The organism is Pedobacter lithocola, assembly GCF_042650845.1.
In the GTDB taxonomy this organism is placed as follows: Bacteria; Bacteroidota; Bacteroidia; order Sphingobacteriales; family Sphingobacteriaceae; genus Pedobacter; species Pedobacter lithocola.
In genome coordinates this window covers 921,002-944,009 of sequence record NZ_JBHSBW010000007.1, presented here as the reverse complement: position 1 = coordinate 944,009, position 23,008 = coordinate 921,002, and the positions used below count along the sequence as shown (strand labels likewise).

At 34.6% G+C, this 23,008-nt stretch carries 21 protein-coding genes; 12 read left to right on the top strand and 9 right to left on the bottom strand.

The annotated features are described in order from the left end of the window. Positions 1–17 precede the first annotated feature (17 nt). The 3 genes from lepA to ACFOWA_RS06420 form a co-directional block, all read right to left on the bottom strand. Entirely contained in the window at positions 18–1,805 is a 1,788-nt protein-coding gene (gene lepA, locus ACFOWA_RS06430; RefSeq protein WP_123206071.1) for a translation elongation factor 4, read from the bottom strand. Positions 1,806–2,080: 275 nt separating this feature from the next. Further along, complete coding sequence (locus ACFOWA_RS06425) at positions 2,081–3,505, bottom strand: MATE family efflux transporter (protein WP_378982989.1); 1,425 nt, start codon at positions 3,503–3,505, stop codon at positions 2,081–2,083. A gap of 169 nt (positions 3,506–3,674) precedes the next feature. Beyond that, complete coding sequence (locus tag ACFOWA_RS06420) at positions 3,675–4,094, bottom strand: acyl-CoA thioesterase (RefSeq protein ID WP_378982986.1); 420 nt, start codon at positions 4,092–4,094, stop codon at positions 3,675–3,677. Between the two features lie 554 nt (positions 4,095–4,648). On the opposite strand from ACFOWA_RS06420, the gene rpsO reads away from it, so the two are divergent. The 3 genes from rpsO to pnp are packed head-to-tail and all read left to right on the top strand — an operon-like array spanning position 4,649 to position 7,243. Then, positions 4,649–4,933: a 30S ribosomal protein S15 gene (gene rpsO / locus ACFOWA_RS06415; protein ID WP_025146265.1), complete on the top strand. Its 285-nt coding sequence runs from the start codon at positions 4,649–4,651 to the stop codon at positions 4,931–4,933. A gap of 35 nt (positions 4,934–4,968) precedes the next feature. Next, positions 4,969–5,103 carry a hypothetical protein gene (locus ACFOWA_RS06410; protein ID WP_378982984.1) on the top strand — a complete coding sequence of 45 codons (135 nt, stop codon included), beginning with the start codon at positions 4,969–4,971 and terminating at the stop codon, positions 5,101–5,103. A 4-nt stretch (positions 5,104–5,107) separates the two neighbouring features. Next, on the top strand, positions 5,108–7,243 hold the full coding sequence (gene pnp, locus ACFOWA_RS06405) for a polyribonucleotide nucleotidyltransferase (RefSeq protein ID WP_378982981.1): 2,136 nt from the start codon (positions 5,108–5,110) through the stop codon (positions 7,241–7,243). An 82-nt stretch (positions 7,244–7,325) separates the two neighbouring features. Here the strand turns inward: pnp and ACFOWA_RS06400 are convergent, their stop codons facing one another. Continuing rightward, on the bottom strand, positions 7,326–7,946 hold the full coding sequence (locus tag ACFOWA_RS06400; protein ID WP_378982979.1) for a toxin-antitoxin system YwqK family antitoxin: 621 nt from the start codon (positions 7,944–7,946) through the stop codon (positions 7,326–7,328). 72 nt (positions 7,947–8,018) lie between these two features. Between ACFOWA_RS06400 and ACFOWA_RS06395 the strand changes: the two genes are divergently transcribed. The 5 genes from ACFOWA_RS06395 (at position 8,019) to ACFOWA_RS06375 (ending at position 14,668) form a co-directional block, all read left to right on the top strand. Continuing rightward, on the top strand, positions 8,019–8,603 hold the full coding sequence (locus ACFOWA_RS06395; RefSeq protein ID WP_378982976.1) for a hypothetical protein: 585 nt from the start codon (positions 8,019–8,021) through the stop codon (positions 8,601–8,603). A 274-nt stretch (positions 8,604–8,877) separates the two neighbouring features. Next, positions 8,878–9,549, top strand: coding sequence for a ribulose-phosphate 3-epimerase (rpe, locus tag ACFOWA_RS06390; RefSeq protein ID WP_378982973.1), 672 nt, complete (start codon positions 8,878–8,880; stop codon positions 9,547–9,549). Between the two features lie 79 nt (positions 9,550–9,628). Further along, on the top strand, positions 9,629–12,049 hold the full coding sequence (locus ACFOWA_RS06385; RefSeq protein WP_378982970.1) for a TonB-dependent receptor: 2,421 nt from the start codon (positions 9,629–9,631) through the stop codon (positions 12,047–12,049). A gap of 509 nt (positions 12,050–12,558) precedes the next feature. Further along, complete coding sequence (serC, locus tag ACFOWA_RS06380) at positions 12,559–13,632, top strand: 3-phosphoserine/phosphohydroxythreonine transaminase (RefSeq protein WP_378982968.1); 1,074 nt, start codon at positions 12,559–12,561, stop codon at positions 13,630–13,632. Between the two features lie 85 nt (positions 13,633–13,717). Next, positions 13,718–14,668, top strand: a complete 951-nt coding sequence (locus ACFOWA_RS06375; protein WP_378982965.1) for a D-2-hydroxyacid dehydrogenase — start codon at positions 13,718–13,720, stop codon at positions 14,666–14,668. 196 nt (positions 14,669–14,864) lie between these two features. Here the strand turns inward: ACFOWA_RS06375 and ACFOWA_RS06370 are convergent, their stop codons facing one another. Together ACFOWA_RS06370 and ACFOWA_RS06365 are read right to left on the bottom strand one after the other, a co-directional pair. Next, entirely contained in the window at positions 14,865–15,347 is a 483-nt protein-coding gene (locus tag ACFOWA_RS06370) for a hypothetical protein (RefSeq protein ID WP_378982962.1), read from the bottom strand. A gap of 216 nt (positions 15,348–15,563) precedes the next feature. Further along, positions 15,564–16,343, bottom strand: coding sequence for an SAM hydrolase/SAM-dependent halogenase family protein (locus tag ACFOWA_RS06365; protein ID WP_378982960.1), 780 nt, complete (start codon positions 16,341–16,343; stop codon positions 15,564–15,566). Between the two features lie 104 nt (positions 16,344–16,447). Between ACFOWA_RS06365 and ACFOWA_RS06360 the strand changes: the two genes are divergently transcribed. From ACFOWA_RS06360 to ACFOWA_RS06345, 4 genes are all read left to right on the top strand, one after another. Continuing rightward, positions 16,448–17,407 carry a PhoH family protein gene (locus ACFOWA_RS06360; protein WP_378982958.1) on the top strand — a complete coding sequence of 320 codons (960 nt, stop codon included), beginning with the start codon at positions 16,448–16,450 and terminating at the stop codon, positions 17,405–17,407. 240 nt (positions 17,408–17,647) lie between these two features. Then, positions 17,648–18,592: a phosphoribosylaminoimidazolesuccinocarboxamide synthase gene (locus ACFOWA_RS06355; protein ID WP_378982956.1), complete on the top strand. Its 945-nt coding sequence runs from the start codon at positions 17,648–17,650 to the stop codon at positions 18,590–18,592. Positions 18,593–18,627: 35 nt separating this feature from the next. After that, positions 18,628–19,008: an STAS domain-containing protein gene (locus ACFOWA_RS06350; RefSeq protein WP_378982954.1), complete on the top strand. Its 381-nt coding sequence runs from the start codon at positions 18,628–18,630 to the stop codon at positions 19,006–19,008. 70 nt (positions 19,009–19,078) lie between these two features. Continuing rightward, positions 19,079–19,984 (top strand): ribonuclease Z, encoded by a 906-nt coding sequence (locus tag ACFOWA_RS06345; protein WP_378982952.1) that lies wholly within the window; start codon positions 19,079–19,081, stop codon positions 19,982–19,984. Positions 19,985–20,161: 177 nt separating this feature from the next. On the opposite strand, the gene ACFOWA_RS06340 is transcribed toward ACFOWA_RS06345, so the two are convergent. From ACFOWA_RS06340 to ACFOWA_RS06330, 3 genes are all read right to left on the bottom strand, one after another. Then, complete coding sequence (locus tag ACFOWA_RS06340; protein WP_378982950.1) at positions 20,162–21,115, bottom strand: MlaD family protein; 954 nt, start codon at positions 21,113–21,115, stop codon at positions 20,162–20,164. A 181-nt stretch (positions 21,116–21,296) separates the two neighbouring features. After that, on the bottom strand, positions 21,297–22,079 hold the full coding sequence (locus tag ACFOWA_RS06335) for an N-acetylmuramoyl-L-alanine amidase family protein (RefSeq protein ID WP_378982948.1): 783 nt from the start codon (positions 22,077–22,079) through the stop codon (positions 21,297–21,299). A gap of 9 nt (positions 22,080–22,088) precedes the next feature. Then, positions 22,089–22,952 carry an N-acetylmuramoyl-L-alanine amidase family protein gene (locus ACFOWA_RS06330; RefSeq protein WP_378984130.1) on the bottom strand — a complete coding sequence of 288 codons (864 nt, stop codon included), beginning with the start codon at positions 22,950–22,952 and terminating at the stop codon, positions 22,089–22,091. Between the last annotated feature and the right edge of the window lie 56 nt (positions 22,953–23,008).

Genomic DNA, 23,008 nt, shown 5'->3' with positions numbered 1-23,008 from the left:
TAATATCTCAAATCTATTTAATCCAATTTCAAAACTGCCATAAATGCACTTTGCGGAATTTCTACGTTTCCAACCTGACGCATACGTTTTTTACCCTTTTTCTGTTTCTCTAATAACTTACGTTTACGAGAAATATCACCACCATAACACTTCGCTGTTACATCTTTGCGTAAAGCGCTAAGCGTTTCGCGGGCAATAACCTTTGCACCGATTGATGCTTGTATCTTAATTTCAAATTGCTGGCGAGGAATTAATTCTCTCAATTTCTCACAAATCTTCTTGCCAAAATCGTATGCATTACTGCGGTGGATTAGTGATGATAAAGCATCAACAGGTTCTTCATTTAGAAGCAAATCTAAACGCACTAAATCAGATTTACGGTAACCAATTTGATGGTAATCGAAAGATGCGTAACCTTTAGAAATTGTTTTCAATTTATCATAAAAATCGAACACAATTTCGGCCATTGGCATTTCAAAAACCAATTCAACTCTATCAGATGTTAAATACGATTGGTTAATAATTGTTCCTCTTTTTTGAATACAAAGCGACATTACCGGACCAACAAACTCGGCTTTGGTAATAATATTTGCTTTAATAAAAGGTTCTTCAACCGAATCCAATTTACTTGGATCGGGTAAATCTGATGGGTTGTTTACTATAAATTCATCACCTTTTGTGGTATGTGCAATGTACGAAACGTTGGGTACGGTTGTTATTACCGTCATGTCAAATTCACGTTCCAAACGCTCTTGCACAATTTCCATATGCAACATGCCTAAAAATCCGCAACGGAAACCAAAGCCCAAAGCTGCCGAACTTTCGGGTTCGAAAACGATGGATGCATCGTTCAATTGCAGTTTGTGCATTGCCTCACGCAATTCTTCGTATTCGTCGGTGTCAACCGGGTAAATACCAGCAAAAACCATTGGTTTTACTTCTTCAAATCCCTGAATGGAATCTAAAGATGGTCTTTCAACTGTTGTAATCGTGTCACCCACTTTTACTTCACGTGCCTCTTTAATTCCAGAAATAATGTAACCTACATCACCGGTTTTAACTACGCTACGTGGCGACATATCCAGTTTCAAAATTCCAACTTCATCCGCTAGATATTGCTTACCAGTATTAATAAATTTAACTTTATCACCTTTTTTAATTTCCCCGTTTACCACTTTATAATAAGCAATAATTCCTCTAAACGAATTAAAAACAGAATCGAAAATCAACGCTTGTAAAGGCGCTGTAGGGTCGCCGACTGGTGCCGGGACACGGTCGACGATGGCCTGAATAATATCAGGAATGCCCATGCCGGTTTTTCCCGATGCTGGAATAATATCTTCTCTTTTACAACCAATTAAATCAATAATCTGGTCTTTCACTTCCTCGGGCATTGCCCCAGGCAAATCCATTTTATTTAAAATTGGAATAATTTCTAAGTCGTGCTCTAAAGCCAAATATAAGTTCGAAATCGTCTGTGCCTGAATTCCTTGTGATGCATCAACAATAAGCAAAGCACCTTCGCAGGCGGCAATAGAACGCGAAACTTCATAAGAAAAATCTACGTGTCCGGGGGTATCAATTAAGTTAAAATTATACTCAATATCTCCAACTTTGTAGTTCATTTGTATGGCATGACTTTTAATCGTAATGCCTCTCTCACGCTCCAAATCCATGTTATCGAGCAATTGCGCCTGCGCTTCACGCTTCGAAATTGTCTCTGTATATTCTAATAACCTATCGGCTAGCGTACTCTTTCCGTGGTCAATATGTGCAATAATGCAAAAATTACGTATATGCTTCATCTTTGCGCAAAGATATAGTTTTTAATGGAAAATTTAGGATGGAAAATGGAGTAGTAAAACAAGTTATTTAGCTTAATTCGGAAAGTGAAATCACTGTTTCTTCGGTTACAACAGTCTTGCTTTCCACTTTATCTTTTTTGTGAACGCTCATTCGCTAATGAATATTATTGCAACAAAAAAAGGATATCGTTTCAATCAAGTTTATTTAACATAAGGCTGTGGTTCTTTTAGAGCTCTTCCGTTTAAGTGTGCTAAAAATTACTAAAGGTTTAAAATTAAACCATTGTTTTCTTCCATTTGCCTTTCTTAAATAAGATAAATGCTGCTATTGCAATGCCAACTTCTGCAGTTGGGATGGCAATAAAAACACCAGTCGGACCCATTTCCAGATATTTAGCAAGAAAATACGCTAATGGAATTTGAAACAACCAAAAAGCGAAAATGTTGATTTTTGTTGGTGTCCATGTATCTCCGGCGCCATTAAAAGCACTGGTTAGTACCATGCCCATTCCATAAATGATAAAACCAAAACTTAAAATTTTTAATGCTCGGCTTGCTATTTCAATTACTTTTTCATCTGATGTAAAAAATGCAGCAAATAAATGTCCACAGGTTAGAAAAAGTATGCTTACTACAGCCATAAAAACAAATATGTATTTCATGGTTTGAAAAACGGATTGTTCAGCTCTATCAACATGGCCCGCACCTAAATTCTGACCAACCAGCGTTGCAGCTGCATTACTTAATCCCCAGGCAGGCAATAAAAAAAACATCATTAATCTTAATGCTGTTTGGTAACCTGCAGAGCCTTCATCACCACCAGTTGTTGCAACCAATTCTGCTAGGAATACCCAACTGCAACTGGCAATTACAAATTGAAAAATGGCTGGTGCTGCAATTTTTACTATAGCTTTAATTTGCTCAAAATCAGGAATGAACTGACTGATTCGAATTTTTAGAGCATTTTTTCCATTAAACAAATTATAAATCTGGTGAGTTACCCCCAAACCTCTTCCAATAGTTGTTGCAATTGCGGCACCTGTTAAACCAAATGCAGGAACTGGTCCGAAACCATTGATGAAAATAGGGCATAGGATGATATTAGCAATGTTGGCTATCCACAAACTTCGCATTGCGATTGCAGCATTACCCGCACCTCTAAAAATTCCATTGATTAAAAATAGAAGCACTATAATAATACTTCCACCCATCATTATGCGAATAAAAGTTATTCCCTGATTCGCCATTTCTGTGGATGCACCCATTAATAAAAGTATATCTCTGGCATAAATTAATCCAGCAATGCTGATTAAAATATTTATAGCTACTGCAATTACAATAGTTTGCATGCCAGCTTTTGCGGCTGCCTCTGGATTTTTTTCGCCAATCCTTCTGGATACAACCGCAGTTGCCGCCATACTTAATCCAATTGCTAAAGAGTATATAATGGTTAAAACGGATTCTGTTAAACCTACAGTTTGAATAGCATGGCTGCTGTTTTCTAAATGACCAACAAAATATAAATCGACTAAGGCAAAGACAGATTCCATTGCCATTTCTAGCATCATAGGAATGGCTAATAATATAATTGCCCTTTTAATGCTTATTGAAGTTAAATCTACCTCGTTGCCTTTTAAAGATTGTACTAAAACATCAAAAAAAGAAGATAATTTGCCCTGTGTCTTTGTTGACTGTGACATAATTTGAATAGTAAAATGTAAAGTATAAACCAATTGATACGCATTTATGCGCACATATTTGAAATAAAATAGGAGGGAATCCTCGGTTATTTAAAACCTCAAACGGATTGCAGATACTATCATCGTGCTGTTCTTTTGATGCGGCAAAGATAAATAAATTATCGAAATGTTAAATACTATAGGCCTTAATCATTTCGTCGGTAACTTTAGTTCCACGACTAGTATTTAAATCGATAAGTACATAATCAAAAATTCCATCAGACACTACTTTTCCGGTCTTCTGATTGATGATTTCAAACTGAACAGCGCAGCCTTTATCGTTCATGGTTAAAATTCCTGTTCGGATGAGCATCAAATCATTCATTAATAATGGTCGCTTAAAATTAATATCAACATGGCTAACCACCCAACCTAAACCTTGCTTTGTAAAATGCTCCCACGGCATGCCATAGAATTTTTCCATTTGTTCGTAACGGGCGGCTAATACATAATCTAAATATTTACTGTTATGTACATGGTTAAACATGTCTATATCATCCGGACGGACACGTAATTCGGTTTCGAAAATGCTAAATTGATTCTTTTCCAAAGGTTAAATATTTGTGCAAAAGTAGGGTTTTTAATATTGGTTGTATTTTAAGTTTTGTTTAATTTTAAATTATGGGTCAGTTGAAAATATACAATTCGGATGTTGATAGGGAATTAATCGAAATAATTCGAGAAGTCTAATTCTTATCTCTTTCGGCTTGAGATAGATTTTTTGAATTAATAAGGCTTAATTGATTAGCTGTCTTAATAAATGGTGGTTAACCTCTTAAAGTATCTCAGGGAAAAGGGATTGTGATTAGAAAGATATGAGGTGAAACTAGGTTACTTATACAATCTTGAGTTTCCCTAAACCCGACTTAGCGGAAATCCTTTTTCTTGTTGGTCTTCGACAAGTTCAGACTGACATTGACAAAAAGATTGCAGCGAGGGCGGGGCTGTAGCTACCGACTAAAAGAGAACCTTGCTTTCCAAATCCCTAAATCGCCTCTAAAGGGACTTTTAACTATCTATTAATTGCACTTGTTAATCTTCAAAAATACCTTTATCTTTGCACCACAATTAATTAATTATTAAACACTTTAATATTATTCAAGAATGTATTTAAGTCCAGAAAAGAAAGCCGAAATCTTTAAACAACACGGCGAAGTAGAAACCAATACTGGTTCTGCTGAAGGTCAGGTAGCGTTATTTACATACCGTATTGCGCACTTAACAGAACACTTAAAGAAAAATCGTAAAGATTTCTCTACTCAGTTGTCACTTCAAAAATTGGTAGGTAAACGCCGCGGTATTTTGGCTTACTTATACAAAAAAGATATTGAGCGCTATCGTGCTATCATCAAAGCTTTATCGCTTCGTGATATCATTAAACAAAAATAAGCGTAATTTTATCAACAAGAGCCATTCTTTATAGAATGGCTTTTTATTTTTCAGTAGCTTTACAACAAGTTAATGGAAATGAGGCGGGTTTAAGGCTTGCTGCAGTTTGCAAAAACAAAAACATATATAAACAAGGTGTGAGCAAAGAGGAAAACACACCACAATTTTAATTAGATGAATGTAATAAAAAAATCGTTCGATTTGGGCGATGGCAGAATTGTAGAAATTGAAACTGGTAAATTGGCTAAACAAGCTGATGGTTCGGTTGTAGTAAAAATGGGCGATACGATGTTGTTAGCAACTGTAGTATCTACTGTAGGTGCTAAACCTGGAACTGATTTTTTACCATTATCGGTTGATTATCAAGAAAAATATGCGGCTACTGGTCGTATTCCAGGTGGATTTTTACGTCGTGAGGCTAGATTATCAGATTATGAGGTATTAATTTCTCGTTTAGTTGATAGAGCTTTACGCCCAATGTTCCCGTCAGATTATCACTCTGATACACAAGTAATGATTTCATTAATCTCTGCAGATAAAGATGTTATGCCAGATTGTTTAGCTGGTTTAGCAGCATCGGCAGCCTTATCAGTTTCTGATATTCCTTTCAACGGTCCAATTTCTGAAGTACGTGTTGCGAAAATTGATGGCAAATTGGTAATCAATCCATTGGCTAGCCAATTAGAGCGTGCAACTTTAGAATTTATGGTTGCTGGTTCGGCTAACGATATTGGCATGGTTGAAGGTGAGTGTGATGAAATTCAGGAAGATGAAATGGTTGAGGCTTTGAAATTTGCACACGATGCAATTAAAGTTCAATGCGCAATTCAGGTAGAATTAACAGAAGCTACAGGCAAAACTGTAAAACGAGAATATAACCACGAAGACCACGATGCTGATTTAAAAGCTAAGGTTTATGCTGATACATATGATAAGGTTTATGCGGTAGCAAAAGCTGGTGGCAATAAAGATGTGCGTAAAGATGGTTTCACAGCCATTATTAACGAATTTTTTGATGCGATGCCAGAAGATACTGCAGATTTAACAAAAGCAATGGCTAAACATTATTACCATGATGTTCAGTACGATGCGATTAGAAATTTGTTGTTAGATGAAGGTATTCGTTTAGATGGTCGTAAGACTACAGAAATTCGCCCAATTTGGAGTGAAGTTGGTTATTTACCTGCTGCACACGGTTCGGCGGTATTTACACGTGGCGAAACACAATCGTTAACATCAGTTACTTTAGGTAGCAAAGATGATGAGCAAATGATTGATGGCGCTTTCTTTAACGGTTACAACAAATTCTTATTACACTATAATTTCCCTGGTTTCTCAACTGGTGAGGTTAGACCAAACAGAGGTGCTGGTCGCCGCGAAATTGGTCACGGTGCTTTAGCTCAACGTTCATTGAAAAAAGTATTGCCACAAGGAGATGCTAATCCATATACCATCCGTATTGTTTCTGATATTTTAGAATCAAATGGCTCATCATCAATGGCTACGGTTTGTGCTGGTACATTGGCATTAATGGATGCAGGTATTAAAATCAAATCACCTGTTTCTGGTATCGCAATGGGTTTAATTACCGATGAGAAAACTGGAAAATATGCTATTCTTTCAGATATTTTAGGTGATGAAGACCATTTAGGTGATATGGATTTTAAAGTAACTGGTACTGAAAATGGTATCGTTGCTTGTCAAATGGACTTAAAAATCAATGGTTTATCTTACGAAGTTTTAACTAAAGCTTTATTACAAGCTAAAGAAGGTCGTTTACACATCTTAAATGAGATGAAGAAAACCATCAGCAGTCCTAATGAAGATTACAAGCCACACGCACCTCGTATTGTTTCTTTAACTATTGAGAAAGAATTTATTGGTGCTATTATCGGCCCTGGAGGTAAAATTATTCAAGAAATGCAACGCGAAACTGGCGCATCAATCTCTATCGAAGAAGTTGATGGTAAAGGTATCGTAGAAATTTTTGCTGATAATAAGGCGGCTATTGATGCTGCTGTAACTCGCATTCGTAACATTGTAGCTAAACCAGAAATTGGTGAAGTTTACCAAGGAAAAGTAAAATCAATTATGCCATTTGGTGCATTTGTTGAGGTTATGCCTGGTAAAGATGGTTTATTACACATCTCTGAAATTTCATGGGAGCGTTTAGAAACTATGGATGGTGTTTTGAAAGAAGGTGATAAAATCGAGGTTAAATTATTAGACATCGATAAACAAGGTAAAATGAAACTTTCTCGTAAAGTATTATTGCCAAGACCAGAAAAACCAGCTGCGCCACAAGCGTAAGTAAAGTCCGAATTCGGGAAGATCGGAGTCGGAAGATATTGAGAAACCCTTTCAGCATAAAACTGAAAGGGTTTTTTAATTATCATTTTATTTTAACACCATTTTTGTAAATTTCTTCACTAACAATTTTCCCTGTTTCATTCTTACAAGTTCGGATACCTTCTCTGTTGCCGTTTATATAAGTAGATTCGCATTTAAGTTTTCCACTCTCAAAATAGCTTTTCCAACTCCCATCCGGTTTACCATTACGGTAAGTACCTTGCTCTGCAATTAAACCATTTTGAAAATAAGTAGTGTATGAACCTTCTAATTTATCATTTACATAAACGCAGTTTTCCTGTGGCTTACCATCCTTAAAAAACTTTTTAAAAGGTCCTTCTTTTAATTCAACAAAATCTCTATACACGTAAAATTCATCGGCCTCCAATATTCCGTTATCATAAAAATATTTCCATTCTCCATTTCTTTTATCTTTTGTAAAATTACCTGTAATTTTTAATTGGCCATTTTCGTAATAGTAGTTGGCAATTCCTTCTCTTTTGCCTTTTTTCCAATTAGCAATTGAGCTTAATTTGCCATTATCAAAAAATTGCTTACAGGTCCCTTCTTGTAGCCCATCTTTAAAGCCACAAGGTTTTTCATTTTGAGAGTGGGCAAAGCTCGTAGTGAAAATTAGGATTATAGTTGGTATAATATTTTTCATGATATTTTGATTTTATTCTTTATTGTTGTACTTATGTAGTGGTAAATATACAATATAAAAGCTTAATTACTTATGAAAACTATTAGAATAATTCTTCTCTCCCTTATCATCCCATCAATTTTCTATAAAGCTAATGCCCAGAAGGCAGCCTATTATCCACAGGTCCCTTTTGATTCGCTACAGGCAAAGAATATGTTAGGAATAGGGACTTCGAGTATTGAGGGGCTTGCATACACTAAAGTACCGGGTGAATGGGGAGCAAAAAAAATGTTTGCTGCAAATGTTGTGGTAACATTATATCCTGTAACACACGATTTTGATGAATGGTATAGATTGAGAGGTAAATTAGAAAATAAAAAAAATAGTGTATATATGTCTGAACAAGCTTTTAAATACCGAATAACTGTGCAAACAGATGGGTATGGTAGGTTTAAATTTGATAAAATGAAACCTGGTAAATATTTCTTGCAATCGTTTGCCAGTTACACTAAAAGTGGTTCTACGCCAGTTTACAGGGGTAGCGGGTATAATAATTATGGTGGCAGAACAGATTACTACGACTACCAAAATTACACCAACAATTTTACGGATAGAATAGAAGAATTCGTAGAAATTACTAGAGATGGGCAAGCACTTGAAATTAAATTAAAAAAATAGGTTTAATTTGAATTAAAAGCTCGAATCGGTAGAATCATCTATTTTTTCCAAAAAAGTATATCCTATTAAGATTGTAAAAAATTTAGTCTGACAATACCATTATCAACCTTTTCAGCATTACTGGAAAGGTTTTTTATTGCTGGCTATTTTGTTTAACAATGATTTTGTAACTTGCAACTATAGCTAAAATTGTAAGACCAATTCGTCATTTCGAGGAACGAAGCAAGTGCATCAAGATTGATTCTTTCCTCGCAATGACGACAAAATAAATTAAATGAAATACATCATCGCCCCATCTATACTTTCTGCCGATTTTGGCAATCTGCAACGCGATATTGAAATGATTAATCAAAGTGAGGCCGATTGGTTTCATGTAGATGTAATGGACGGTGTTTTTGTGCCAAATATTTCTTTTGGTTTCCCGATAATGGCTGCCGTTAAAAAACATGCAACCAAACCTTTGGATGTTCATTTAATGATTGTTCAACCAGATAATTTTATTGGCGAATTTGCAAAAGCTGGTGCAGATAGAATTACTGTGCATTATGAGGCTTGTACACATTTACATAGAACCATTCAATTGATAAAAGCATCGGGTTGTAAGGCAGGTGTGGCTTTAAATCCACATACGCCTGTTACTTTGGTACAAGATGTAATTGAAGATTTGGATTTAGTATTAATTATGTCTGTTAATCCTGGTTTCGGCGGACAACAATTTATTCACAACACGTATAAAAAGGTTAAGGATTTAAAGCGATTGATTCAAGGGAGAAATGAAGAATTGATTATTCAGGTTGATGGTGGAGTAGGTTTGCAGAACATTAGTGCGCTTGTTTCTGCTGGCGTTAATTCATTTGTAGCCGGCAATGCAGTTTTTGCAACTGATAATCCTACAGATACTATTGCCAAAATGAAAAGCTTAACAGTAAATAGCTTAAGTATTTAATTGTAGAATTGGTTAATTGTGAGGGCATTCAATAGCCCGGAAGTCTCGATACCTGATACTTTTATCTTGAAAATAAAAAATGCTCAAATTTCGGCTAATCCTTTTTCTTTTAGTAGCGGGTTGCAGTTTAGCTGTAGCACAGCCATTAGTTAGGGTTTCGGGAATAGTTTATAATGATGAGAAATTACCTTTAGCTCAGGTTACGGTTATCGTTTTAGGTCAGGCGCAATCTACCGTAACTGATGAATTTGGCGTTTATACCATTTATTCCAAGTCGAAAACCTTTAGCATTAAGTATTCTTTACTGGGTTATCAACCACAAACCTTAAAATTTAATGAGCGTTCTGGCGCCAGGATTACGCAATTGGTAAGTTTAATAGCCAATATTAATGAGCTTGAACAGGTAAATATTACCAATAAGCAAAATCAGCTAAGCAATACAACCACCATAAATATTGCAGATATTGCATCCATGCCATTGGTTTCTGGCAATTTTGAAACCATGCTTAAAACATTACCGGGTGTTTCTACGAACAATGAATTAAGTGCGCAATACAGCGTTCGTGGCGGTAATTTCGATGAAAATTTGATTTACATTAATGATGTAGAAATCAACCGGCCAGTTTTAATCCGTAACGGGCAGCAGGAGGGATTGAGTTTTATAAATTCAGAATTAGTTACAAAGGCCAAATTTTCTGCAGGAGGTTTTGAGGCAAAATACGGCGATAAACTTTCTTCTGTTTTGGATATTCGATATGATAAACCTGATAGCAATCAAACCATTTTAAGCACTAGTTTTTTAAATACCTCTTTAACTGCAAAGCGGATTTTTAAACGTAGCTTTTTGCTTGCTGGTTTACGCTATAAAAACAATTCAAGCGTATTAATCAAGCAGGATGAAAAGGGAAGTTACAGTCCGAATTTTGGAGATGCACAAATTCTTTATCAATATGATTTTTCTCCAAAATTTAATATCAGTGTTTTAGGAAACTTCAATTTGGGTCAGTTTAAGTTAGAACCAGCCAATCGTGAAACACAATTCGGTACTTTAAGCACCACATTACGTTTAGATGTAAATTACACCGGCCAGGAGATTGATGATTACCAAACCTTGGGAACTGCAGTTACGGCAACCTATTCACCAAAGCCCAATCAGGTTATTAAATTTATAAACGGTTACTTTAACACTACCGAAAGAGAACGTTTTGATATTAATGGGAGTTATATTTTTGATGAAGTTGATAATACTTTTTCGCCCGATAGTTTTGGTCCGGTAACTAAAAACAGAGGAATTGGGACTTACTATAACTATGGAAGGAACAGTTTAAATACTCAGGTTTTTGCATCTGAATTAAAAGTTGACCAAAACTTCAATAATCACGTTTTTTCGTGGGGATTAAAGTTTGATAAATCTAAATATGATGATAGATTAAACGAATACAACTACACCGATTCGGCAGGTTATATTCTGCCAAATAATGGAAAAGATATTGTGCTTCAGAATGTAATCAACGTAGAAAACAACATTGATATTATAAACTACAGTGCTTATATCCAAGATAGTTACTCGCTTTCTGATTATGCAGAATTGCAGTTGGGTGCTCGGGCGACTTACAATTCTTTAAGTGAACAATTACTTATTAGTCCGAGGATGTTGATTGCTTACCGACCAAATTCTAATAATAAAATTTTAAGGTTTACAGCAGGTGTATATAAACAACCACCTTCTTACCGAACCATCAGAGATTTTTCTGGTGTTTTAAATACCAACCAAAAAGCTCAAAGTTCTTACAACACTTCTGTTGGTTACGATTATGCTTTTGATGCATTTGGAACACGTTTAAAGTTCACTTCTGAAGCTTATTTTAAATATTCCGATAGATTAATTCCTTATAAAATAGATAACCTTAGGATTAAATATTTAGCCAATGAGGTTTCTAAGGGTTATGCCTATGGAGCAGATTTTAGTATTGGAGGCGAATTTGTAAAGGATTTGGTTTCTTATTTTCGGATGTCGGTGATGCATGCAAACGAGGATATTGTTGGCGATAGCTATTTACAAAACGGACAAACTATTTATCCTGGTTATTTAAAACGCCCTACGGACCAACGGGTGAATTTTTCTATTTTTTTCCAAGATAGGTTGTTGAATAGCCCAACATATAAAGTACACTTGAACGCACTTTATGGTTCCCGACTGCCAATAGGTCCGTCGCAAACACCGAAGTATTTAGATAAATTTTTTGTACCTTCTTATAAGCGTGTTGATATTGGTTTTTCAAAAGATTTTCTAGATGATGCTGCATTACATAGACCAAAGTTTTTGGATAAAAATTTTAATTCGGTAATTCTCTTTTTTGAAGTTTTTAATATGTTGAACATTAATAATACAGTGTCTTACCTATGGCTCAAGGATGTAGATAATGTGCAATATGCGATTCCAAATTATTTAACAGGCAGACAGTTTAATTTGAAATTGATTGTGAAGTTGAAAAATTAGCCATGATTTAATCAAGATTAAAGGATTTTGTATCATAAATTATTTTATCCGTTGGTTGAAAACAACGGCAACTAATATTCATTTGGCTTATAAATTATGTTATTCATTGCAGGCTGCTTTAGCTGACTGTTTCTTTAATGGCGATTGAGGCTTGAGCTAAATTATACAACTTGTACGGAAAACCATCCTAAGAATTACAGAACCTTGACCATTTAAACCCGACAAAAGCGGAAATACTTTTTGTTGCAAAACTTCAACATGTTCTGTATGTCTTTAACAAAAAGATTGCAGCGTATGGCGGGACTACTTTAACCCAAATGCTACTGTTTTTGCTTTTCAAATAATATAAACTTCTAATTTTAGGTTAATTGTTTTATTTGCAAAAACTGTAATAAATCTATTGATTTTGGCTATATTTTTAACAAAATTTAATTTTTTATGATACGATTTTGTAAGCATAACTGTTTTAAAAATTTTACATTTACACCCATAATCATTTACATAATAAGATGAAGCATAATTTTGGCGCAGGCCCTTGTATTTTACCTCAAGAAGTGTTTAAACAAGCTGCACAGGCAGTTTTAGATTTTAACGATGGATTATCGATTTTAGAAATTTCGCACAGAACAACCGAATTTGAGGCTGTTGTTGCTGAGGCAGAAAAGTTGGTAAAAGAGTTATTAGATTTGCCATCGGGTTATTCCGTTTTATTTTTACAAGGTGGAGCAAGTTTACAATTTGCCATGGTTCCAATGAATTTATTGGGTGATGGACAAACCGCAAGCTATTTAGATTCGGGTGTTTGGGCGACTAAGGCTTTAAAAGAGGCTAAGTTTGTGGGCAATGTAAATGTAATTGCATCATCTAAAGATTCTAATTATACATTTATTCCAAAAGATTTCGAAATTCCTGCTGATAGCGCTTATTTTCATTACACATCAAACAATACGATTTACGGAACTGAACTTTTTGAAGTACCAGAAACGAATGTTCCTGTAGTTTGCGATATGTCATCAGACATTATGAGCCGCGTAATTGATGTTTCGAAATTTGATTTAATTTATGCTGGTGCACAGAAAAATATTGGTCCGGCTGGTTTAACAATAGTAATTGTAAAAGACGAGGTTTTAGGTAAAATTGACCGTAAAATTCCTTCAATGTTAAATTATCAATCGCATATTGATAATGGTTCGATGTATAATACGCCTCCGGTTTTCTCAATTTACGTAGCATTGCTTAATCTTCGTTGGTTAAAATCGAAAGGTGGTGTTGCCGAAATCGAAAAGGAAAACAAGCAAAAAGCTGAGGCACTTTATAGAGAAATAGACCGCAATCCATTATTTAAAGGTACTTGTGCTGTTGAAGACCGCTCGAGGATGAATGTTTGTTTCGTGATGGAAAATCCTGAATTGGAAAAACCATTTTTGAAATATGCCGAAGAAGAAGGTATTGTAGGTATTAAAGGACATAGAAGCGTAGGTGGTTTCCGTGCATCGATGTACAATGCTTTACCAATTACCAGCGTACATGCATTAATTGATGCAATGCAACTATTCGAAGAAAAACAAGCAAAAGCAAATTAATATTTAACCACAGATTAAGAGAGATAAACACAGATGAATTTTAATAATTTGTGTATACAAAATAATCGGTGAAATTAAAATAACAATGATTAAGATATTAGCAAACGATGGAATAGACCCTATCGGAAAAGAATTATTAGAAAAAGCAGGTTTCCAGGTAGATACAGAAACGATTTCACAAGAACAATTGGCAGATGCTTTGAAAAACTACGATGCAATTACTGTACGTAGTGCAACTAAAGTAAGAAAGGAATTAATTGATGCCGTTCCGAATATTAAGTTGATTGGAAGGGGTGGTGTTGGAATGGATAATATCGATGTAGAATACGCTCGCAGTCAAGGTGTTGCGGTTGTGAATACACCAGCTGCATCGTCGTTATCAGTCGCTGAGTTGGTATTTTCTCACTTATTTACGGGAATTAGATTTTTGCAAGATGCAAATCGTAAAATGCCCGTGGAAGGTGCAACTCAATTTAATAACCTTAAAAAAGCTTATGCAAAAGGAACTGAATTAAGCGGTAAAACCATTGGTATTATTGGCTTTGGTCGAATTGGTAGAGCAACAGCTAAAGTGGCTTTAGGGTTAGGGATGAATGTTTTAGCTTATGATTTACATCCATCAGAAACTGAAATAATTCTGGATTTTCAAGGCGGACAATCGGTAAGTATTCCGATTAAAACGGTTTCTTTAGATGAAGTTATTTCAGGAAGTGATTTTTTAAGTTTACATACACCATTTGCGGAGAAGCCAATTTTGGGTTCAGAAGAATTTGCTAAAATGAAAAATGGGGTAGGTATTGTAAACTGCTCTCGTGGTGGTACAATTGATGAGCCTGCTTTAATAGAGGCTTTAAACTCTGGTAAAGTTGCTTTTGCTGGTTTAGATGTTTTTGATAACGAGCCAACACCATTGGCTGAAATTTTAACTCATCCTAAAATATCTTTAACGCCGCATATTGGTGCTTCAACTAACGAGGCACAAGAGCGTATCGGTACGGAATTGGCTACGCTGATTATTGAGCATTTTAAGAAGTAATAAAATACATGTCATTTTGAGCTTGTCGATAAATAATAGTATTTCGACAGGCTCAAGACGACATCTTTATTAATCCAAAGCTTTCGTTAGAACCCAATAGCGATAACCCAACAATGCTTTTTGTAATGTTGTAAGCTTACTAGGATCCTTTTTGTAAAGACTTGGCAACACTACTTTGTTAATTTTAACCAAAGTTTTAAATAGTGCTTTTCTCATATTTCTTTAGTTTCTTATTGAAGAAGTAAAATCCTCCAGCCATTATCAAAAGTAAAAATACAATAATGTAGCTCGATAAACTTTGATTGTTTTTTTTAGCTAAATCGCTTTTCAGTTCTTCGTTTTGATCTTGCAGCTTTTTAATGCTTCGCATGTAATTTTCAATTCTTTCCTGAGAATTATCGGCAACTGCCACTTTTTGTTGATTTTGCAAATCTTTATAGTCCATCAACACTTTCAATTCCTTAAAAATATTATTATCAGTTAATACAACCTGACGAAGAATTTCATTGGAGTTTTTGATGTCCTTCTTTGTTTGCCAGCCAAATATGCCCGTTCTTTGATTTAGGCTTTCGTCGTACTGACCAAAGCGTTGGCTACGTTCTTGTAATAAAGAATTTACTTTAACCCGTTGAGCGGCATACGATGCAGTATCTTCTTGAGCAAAGGCTTGAAAGCTCATGAATAGGATGGAGAATAAATAACAATATTTCATCATGCGATATAAACGTAAAAAGAGTAGAAGTTGTTTGGATTTGAAATACGTCATTGCGAGGCACGAAGCAATCTTACAATAATGGGTTTACAGCGGCCGCATTAAGATTGCTTCGTGCCTAGCAATGACGACCGCTCTTATCTGGTTTGGGAAATTAATCTTTTAGCTTTAGTCTTTCAGCTTTTAAGGATGAAACTCAACCCGAACGATATCGCCCAAATGCAAACCTAATAACCCACTTGCTTTACCTTTGTTAATTGCAATTTCAAGATGATTGCTTATTCCAAATAGGCAAAGTTTTTCACCTTCTTGAACTTCGTTGTAATGCCAGCTTAATTGAGTGATGGTTTCGCTCTTTCTAAAGTATAGCGTAAAGTCTCTATTCTTCTGAATTTTTGTAAAAAGATCTTTAGTGATATTGGTAATAACATTGCAGAAAGTATCAATATAAACAACACTTCCTCGAATTATATCCCGCTCTATTACAGGATGTAAAAGCATCTTTTGTTCAATCTCTGCTACAGGTATACCGATATCTTTTAATCGCCCGCCTTTTGCTAAATGAGTTGCTGCTTTAACAAAAATATCAACTAAAGGAAAGTGAAGATATTTTAAATCTTGCATAATATTTAGCTCTACAACATCTTCAGGAATATCATCAAACAGCAATGAAAAAATACCATTGTCAGCACCAACAAAAAAATGGTCGCGATGTTTAACGGCGATGTATTTAGTATTCTCACTATACACAGAATCGATGCCGATTAAGTGCACTGTATTTTTAGGAAAGTATGGATAAGCATTCTTTAAAACAAATGCCGCATAGGAAATATTAAACGACGGAACTTCATGCGTAATATCAACTAAATTAACATTAGGCATAAGACTTAGCAAACTACCTTTAAGGGCACTTTGGTAAAAATCTTTCGAACCTAAATCTGTTGTTAAAGTAATTATCCCCATTAAAAATTCATTATTATTGCTTATTCTTGTGTACAAGCATAAACGTGTGCAAATATTCAAAATTTTAATTAATATACCCCGATAACTTTTTAAAATACTACAGTTTGAACGAATTAAAATTATCTCTGGATACCGTAAATCCTGCTCACTTTTGGGGAGCGAACAATGAAAATTACGAAATGATTAAAGGCGCTTTCGCTAAATTAAAGATTGTAGCGAGGGGTAGTGGAGTTACCGTTCTGGGTGATGAACAGGAACTTAAAGCTTTTGAAGATAAATTTAATCAACTGGTTGCGCACATGGAAAAATATAGTTCTATGACTAGTAACGATGTTGAATCTATTTTAGGTGCTAAAGCAATTGGGATAGAAAAAAAATCTGCGGTAGATCCATCAGGCGGTGGAGGCGAGGTAATTGTATTTGGTACAAATGGTTTGCTGGTAAAAGCCAGAACCGCCAACCAACGCAAAATGGTTAGCAGCATTACTAAGAATGATATTTTGTTCGCCATTGGTCCGGCGGGTACCGGTAAAACATATACTGCTGTGGCTTTAGCTGTTCGAGCTTTAAAAAACAAAGAAATTAAACGAATTATACTTACTCGACCGGCGGTTGAGGCTGGAGAAAATCTCGGTTTTTTACCTGGAGACTTAAAGGAGAAAATCGACCCATATTTGCGTCCACTTTACGATGCTTTAGATGATATGATTCCGGCAGAGAAACTTAAATTCTATATTGAAAACCGAACAATAGAAATTGCACCATTGGCTTTTATGCGTGGCCGTACTTTAGATAATTGTTTTGTTATACTTGATGAAGCACAAAATGCGACAGATATGCAGCTTAAAATGTTTTTAACTCGTATGGGCCCTACAGCTAAGTTCATCGTAACTGGTGATGTAACCCAAATTGATTTGCCTAAAAAGCAAATGTCTGGCTTATTTAACGGCTTAAGAATTTTAGAAGACATTAAAGGAATTGATATTATTTATTTAAGCGGAGAAGACGTTGTTCGCCATAAATTGGTTAAAGATATCTTAAAAGCTTACGGAGATATTCAGTAAGTTGGAAGTTAGAAAGTCAGGTGTCGGAAGTCATGCTAAGACAGACCGTCACCCTGAATTCATTTCAGGGTCTTAATAGCAGGAAAGATGCTGAAATAAATTCAGCAGGACTTAACTATATAATATAACTTAACCCTTGTAGTTGCTAATACTACGAGGGTTTTTATTCTACATTTTATCTACTGACTTCTGTCTTCCGACCTCGGACTTTCCGACTTTTTTATTTATTTTTATCCCCTTATGAAAGCACTTAAAGAAACCCATTTTAATTTTCCTAACCAAAGTAATTTTTATAAAGGTAAAGTACGCGATGTTTATACAATAGCCGATAAAGTTATGGTTATGGTTGTATCTGACCGTATCTCTGCATTTGATGTAGTGTTACCAGAAGCTATTCCATTTAAAGGACAGGTATTAAACCAAATTGCGGCAAAGTTTTTATCAGCTACAAAAGATATTGTTCCAAATTGGGTTATTGATGTTCCAGATCCAATGGTTACCATCGGAAGAATTTGTGAGCCTTTTAAAGTTGAAATGGTAATTAGAGGTTATTTAGCAGGACATGCATGGAGAGAATACAGTGCTGGAAAACGTTCAGTTTGTGGGGTCTCATTACCAGATGGTTTAAAGGAAAACGACAAATTACCACAACCGATTATTACACCTACTACAAAAGCATCAGTTGGCCACGATGAAGATATTTCTAAAGAAGATATTTTATCAAAAGGAATAGTTTCAATTACCGATTATGAAGAATTAGAAAAATATACTCATGCTTTATATCAACGTGGAACAGAAATCGCTGCGAAAAGCGGTTTAATTTTAGTTGATACCAAATATGAATTCGGTAAAGCTGATGGCATAATCTATTTAATCGATGAAATTCACACGCCAGATTCTTCACGTTATTTTTATGCAGAAGGATACGAAGAGCGTCAAAATGCTGATGAACCTCAAAAACAACTTTCAAAAGAGTTTGTAAGAAAGTGGTTGATAGAAAATGGTTTTCAAGGTAAAGATGGTCAGGTCGTTCCTGAAATGACAGTAGAAATTGTAAATTCCATTTCAGAAAGGTATATTGAACTTTACGAGAAAATTGTAGGAGAAACATTTATTAAAGCTGATGCAGATGCTATTTCGAATAGAATAGAAAGCAATGTTTTAAAGGCTTTAGAAACCTTATAAATTTTTATACATTCGTATATTAAAGATTAGAAGAGATGAAGTTTTCAGTAGATAAACACGAAAAATATGTAACCTTAGAATTGAAAGAGCCTAAGTTTACAAATGATAATGCACCAGGATTAAAATCTGAATTGTATTTACTTAACGCAGAGGGTTTTAAAAACATTATTGTTGATTTAAGTTATGTTAAAGAGTGTAATGATGCGCAGGATTTAAGTTGCTTATTAGTAGGAGATAGGCTTTGTAAGTCGGCAAATGGTTTGTTTATAGTAACAGGAATTAATAATGAAATTGCTCCGATAATCGAATTATCAAACATATTTCAATCTGTAACGTTTGTTAATACATTAGAAGAAGCAACCGATTTTATCTTTATGGATGAATTGGAAAAAGAGTTTAGAGGCGGCACAAAATAATTCTCACTAAAATAATTTAAGCCTCGTAGATTTTTATAATCTACGAGGCTTTTTATATCTTACCATTATTATGAAATTTGAAGTTACAATTTTAGGAAGCAGTTCGGCAACACCTGTATTTAACAGGAATCCATCAGCACAGCTTTTAAATTGTAACGAAAAATATTATTTGATAGATTGTGGCGAGGGTACGCAGCAACAACTTACCAAATACAATTTAAAAGCAACCCGAATAGATTATATTTTTATTAGTCATTTACATGGCGACCACTACTTTGGATTAATCGGTTTACTATCTAGTTTGCATTTAAACGGTAGGACCAAGTCAATGCAAATTTATGGTCCGAAACCCTTGCTTGAAATTCTGGAAATTCAATTTAAATATTCTGATACGGTTTTGAGATACCCGTTGGAATTCTTCCCGATTGAAGCTAATGAATCAATTAAGATATTTGAAAATAGCGAGTTAACGGTTAAAACCATCATGCTCAATCATAGAATTCCAACAACAGGATTTTTATTTGAGCAAAAACCAAGGCAAAGAAAACTGATAAAAGAAAAGGCTGATGAAATACCAATGGCGTACTACACAGCTTTAAAAAAAGGTATTGATGTAGAATTACCAGATGGAGAGATTTTAAAAAGCGAAGATTATACAACACCTGCAGATCCACCTAAAAGTTATGCATACTGTTCTGATACGATGTATGATGAACGATATTTCTCAGCGATAAAAAATTGCGATACATTGTACCATGAAGCTACATTTTTGCATGAACTTTTAGATAGAGCAAACGAAACTCATCATACAACCGCACTCCAGGCGGGAGAAATAGCCAATATTGTTGGTGCCAAAAAATTATTAATTGGTCATTTTTCTTCACGTTATAAAACTTTACAAATGTTATTAGAAGAAACCCAATCGGTTTTCGAAAATACAGAGTTGGCTATTGAAGGCAAGACTTTCCAATTGTAAACCGATAGAAATTGCTAACCTTATTGCAGAGATATCCATTTAACTTTTTATGGTAAAAGATTTTAGCGCAAAGAAATAGTAATTTTTAATCACTGTATCACCAGTAATTTTCTAAATATTTACAATAAAAAAAGCCATGCAATTTAAAACTGCATGGCTTTAACTATTTTAATTAATCTACTTATCCTTTTTGTTTCCTCCACCAAATACGGAGAAGTGAACATAACGTTTTGGATTGGCTTTTAAATCTATCATCAATTCATCAAGATTTTTTGATGCGCTGTTTAAGTTATTGTACATTTTATCATCATTCAACAATAAGCCTAAACTTCCTTTACCATCTTTAATTCCCGATATTACTGTTTGCAAATCAGCAATTGCACTGTTTGCTTTATCTAAGGTTTCTTTAAAATTAGCTGCAGCAAATTTATCTGTAACAGTATTTATGTTAGTTAAAATATCACTAATTTTTTTGTTGTTATTGTTCAGGTTGGCGGTAATACCTTCAACATTTTTAAAAATAGCTTCAATACGAGCGCTTTCAGATCCAACTAAACCATCAACTTTTTTAGATGTAGTTTCTAAAGAAGCTAAAGTTCCTGCAATACTGCTAAAACTCTTATCAACATTTTTCTGGAAATTAGGATTCAAGATTGAATTAACACTGCTTAAAATAGAATCCATTTTGCCAATAATTAATTCAGCTTTTTTCTGTACTGGCTCAACTTGCTCCATCAGTCCCTTTTCAACATTTGCGTTTAAAGTAAAACCATCCTCAGCCATTTTTTTAGATGTTCCTAAAGACATTACAATTGCTTTACTACCCAAAAGGTCAGTACCTTCTAATTTTGCAATACTATTTTCAGGAATTTCGTATTTGCTATTAATGCTTAATGTAGCCAAAATCGTTCCTCCTGGCTCTAATTGCAATGCAGCAACTCTACCAATCTGGTAACCGTTAATTAATATTGGTTTAGAAACTGTTAAACCATCAACCCTTGCATATCTTGCGTAAAGCGTTGTTTCGCTAGAAAAGATTGAATTTCCTTTTAAAAAATTATATCCTATAATTAATAAAGCAATGGCAAATGCAGCTAATATACCTACTTTGGTTTCGTTCCTAATCTTCATGAGTGTTTTTTTATTTAATGGCTACAAGCAACAAAATTAATAATTTATCCTTGCCTTAGTACATTTGTTGATATTAGATACTTAAAAATGTAATTGTAATTACATAATGCTTGTATCTGCAGTTTTGTTTGGTTTATAATTTTTATTTAAAAATAAACAAATCATCATTTATGATGCCAGTTTATTGAACTTCTACATTTTTTTTGTAGGTTTTAATTGCTGCCAAAATTGAAGCTGCAATTTCATTTTGACCAGATTCGGAGTTGATGTATTTCTCTTCCTCTTTATTGGAGATAAAACCTACTTCAGTTAAAACAGCCGGCATACCGCATCGTTGTAAAACCAAAACACCTTGTTCTTTCACACCTCGACTTAATCTTTCATCTCTCCCTACGTAGCTATTCTGAATTAATTTTGCAAATTTAATACTTTTATCTCTAAAGGCATTTTTTAAAAGTGATAATAGAATGAACGTTCCAGGGTCATTTGGGTCGTAACCATCATATTTACTTTTGTAATTTTTTTCTAGTTTTATATCTGCATTTTCACGAATTGCGGCATCTTGCTCCTTCAATCTGTGAGAACCGGCTACCAAAGTTTCAACACCTTTTATATGTTTATTTCCTGGCGGCATAGAATTGCAGTGAATAGAAACAAACAAATCGGCATTGGCTTGATTAGCAATTTCTGCTCTTCGATACAAATCTACATCTACATCTTTTGTTCTTGTATAAATAATTTTAACATCAGGCATAGCTTGTTTTAATTTTGCTCCTAATTTTAAAGCCACTTTTAATGATACATCTTTCTCTTTGGAGAAACTACCTGATGCACCAGGCTTTTTACCGCCATGCCCGGCATCAACTACAATGGTTTTTATTATATATCCTTGTGCAAATGTATTTGGTGCATAAGTAAAAAAGGTAATTAATAACGCTAATATGGCGGGATATTTAAAATTCATCAGGGTAGATTAAAACGATGTTTCAGCTAGTCGTTTGTAGTTTTTTATCGCTTCAATAATTCCGTTTACAATTTCATTTTGTCCTTCGGGAGAGTTCATGTAATCTTCTTCTTCAGGATTACTAACAAAACCAATCTCCGTTAAAACTGCCGGCATTGATGCCCTGGCTAAAACAGCAAGGCTTTTTTCTTGTACACCACGGTTTATTCTACCTGCGCTAATGTATTCTTGCTGCAACATCGAAGCAAATTTTAAACTTCTTTCTCGATTGGTTTGCTTCATAATCGATAGCATAATATCGTTTTCGGGTGTATTCGCAATAAAGCCTTCGTAATTCTTTTGATAGTTATCTTCTAAAAACATCGCTGCATTTTCCCTTTTGATAACTTCATCCTGCTCGCCTAATCTTCCTGTACCTGATACGAAGGTTTCTGTTCCTCTTGTAGATGTGCTTTTTGATGTTATTGTTCTGTAAACGGGAACTTTTCTGCCTTTAACTTTTTTGTAGTAATCTACCACTCTAGAAACCCGCACCGGCATATCATTAAGGTGGATGGAGATAAATAAATCTGCTTTTGCATTATTTGCAATATTTATTCTTTCATACAAGGGAATAAACACATCTGTTTCTCTTGTATATATAATTCGAATGTCTTTAATACTATCTTGAATTGCCTTTCCAAGATTTAAAGCTGTTTTTAAAGCAACATCTTTTTCTTTAGAATAAACGCCATGTGTAGCGCCATCTTTACCGCCGTGGCCGGCATCAATAACAATTGTTTTAATTTTATATTCTTGCGCAATAGCTTGATTATCAATTGTATTGAAGAGTGTTAAACAAATAATAAGTGTTAAAAGGTTTTTAAGATACATCAATGGTATATTTTTCACTAATTTTGAACGTTTTTGATTAAACATTTGTGCAAAAA

Excerpts from the sequence above, each read along its gene's own strand:
- ACFOWA_RS06335 (WP_378982948.1), bottom strand. The coding sequence starts at position 22,079 with ATGAATTTTAAATATCCCGCCATATTAGCGTTATTAATTACCTTTTTT.
- ACFOWA_RS06350 (WP_378982954.1), top strand. The coding sequence starts at position 18,628 with ATGAAGTTTTCAGTAGATAAACACGAAAAATATGTAACCTTAGAATTG.
- ACFOWA_RS06400 (WP_378982979.1), bottom strand. The coding sequence starts at position 7,946 with ATGAAAAATATTATACCAACTATAATCCTAATTTTCACTACGAGCTTT.
- ACFOWA_RS06355 (WP_378982956.1), top strand. The coding sequence starts at position 17,648 with ATGAAAGCACTTAAAGAAACCCATTTTAATTTTCCTAACCAAAGTAAT.
- rpsO (WP_025146265.1), top strand. The coding sequence starts at position 4,649 with ATGTATTTAAGTCCAGAAAAGAAAGCCGAAATCTTTAAACAACACGGC.
- ACFOWA_RS06330 (WP_378984130.1), bottom strand. The coding sequence starts at position 22,952 with ATGTATCTTAAAAACCTTTTAACACTTATTATTTGTTTAACACTCTTC.
- ACFOWA_RS06385 (WP_378982970.1), top strand. The coding sequence starts at position 9,629 with ATGCTCAAATTTCGGCTAATCCTTTTTCTTTTAGTAGCGGGTTGCAGT.
- ACFOWA_RS06365 (WP_378982960.1), bottom strand. The coding sequence starts at position 16,343 with ATGGGGATAATTACTTTAACAACAGATTTAGGTTCGAAAGATTTTTAC.
- ACFOWA_RS06340 (WP_378982950.1), bottom strand. The coding sequence starts at position 21,115 with ATGAAGATTAGGAACGAAACCAAAGTAGGTATATTAGCTGCATTTGCC.
- ACFOWA_RS06375 (WP_378982965.1), top strand. The coding sequence starts at position 13,718 with ATGATTAAGATATTAGCAAACGATGGAATAGACCCTATCGGAAAAGAA.
- rpe (WP_378982973.1), top strand. The coding sequence starts at position 8,878 with ATGAAATACATCATCGCCCCATCTATACTTTCTGCCGATTTTGGCAAT.
- ACFOWA_RS06410 (WP_378982984.1), top strand. The coding sequence starts at position 4,969 with ATGGCTTTTTATTTTTCAGTAGCTTTACAACAAGTTAATGGAAATGAG.
- serC (WP_378982968.1), top strand. The coding sequence starts at position 12,559 with ATGAAGCATAATTTTGGCGCAGGCCCTTGTATTTTACCTCAAGAAGTG.
- ACFOWA_RS06345 (WP_378982952.1), top strand. The coding sequence starts at position 19,079 with ATGAAATTTGAAGTTACAATTTTAGGAAGCAGTTCGGCAACACCTGTA.
- ACFOWA_RS06395 (WP_378982976.1), top strand. The coding sequence starts at position 8,019 with ATGAAAACTATTAGAATAATTCTTCTCTCCCTTATCATCCCATCAATT.
- lepA (WP_123206071.1), bottom strand. The coding sequence starts at position 1,805 with ATGAAGCATATACGTAATTTTTGCATTATTGCACATATTGACCACGGA.
- ACFOWA_RS06370 (WP_378982962.1), bottom strand. The coding sequence starts at position 15,347 with ATGAGCTTTCAAGCCTTTGCTCAAGAAGATACTGCATCGTATGCCGCT.
- ACFOWA_RS06425 (WP_378982989.1), bottom strand. The coding sequence starts at position 3,505 with ATGTCACAGTCAACAAAGACACAGGGCAAATTATCTTCTTTTTTTGAT.
- pnp (WP_378982981.1), top strand. The coding sequence starts at position 5,108 with ATGAATGTAATAAAAAAATCGTTCGATTTGGGCGATGGCAGAATTGTA.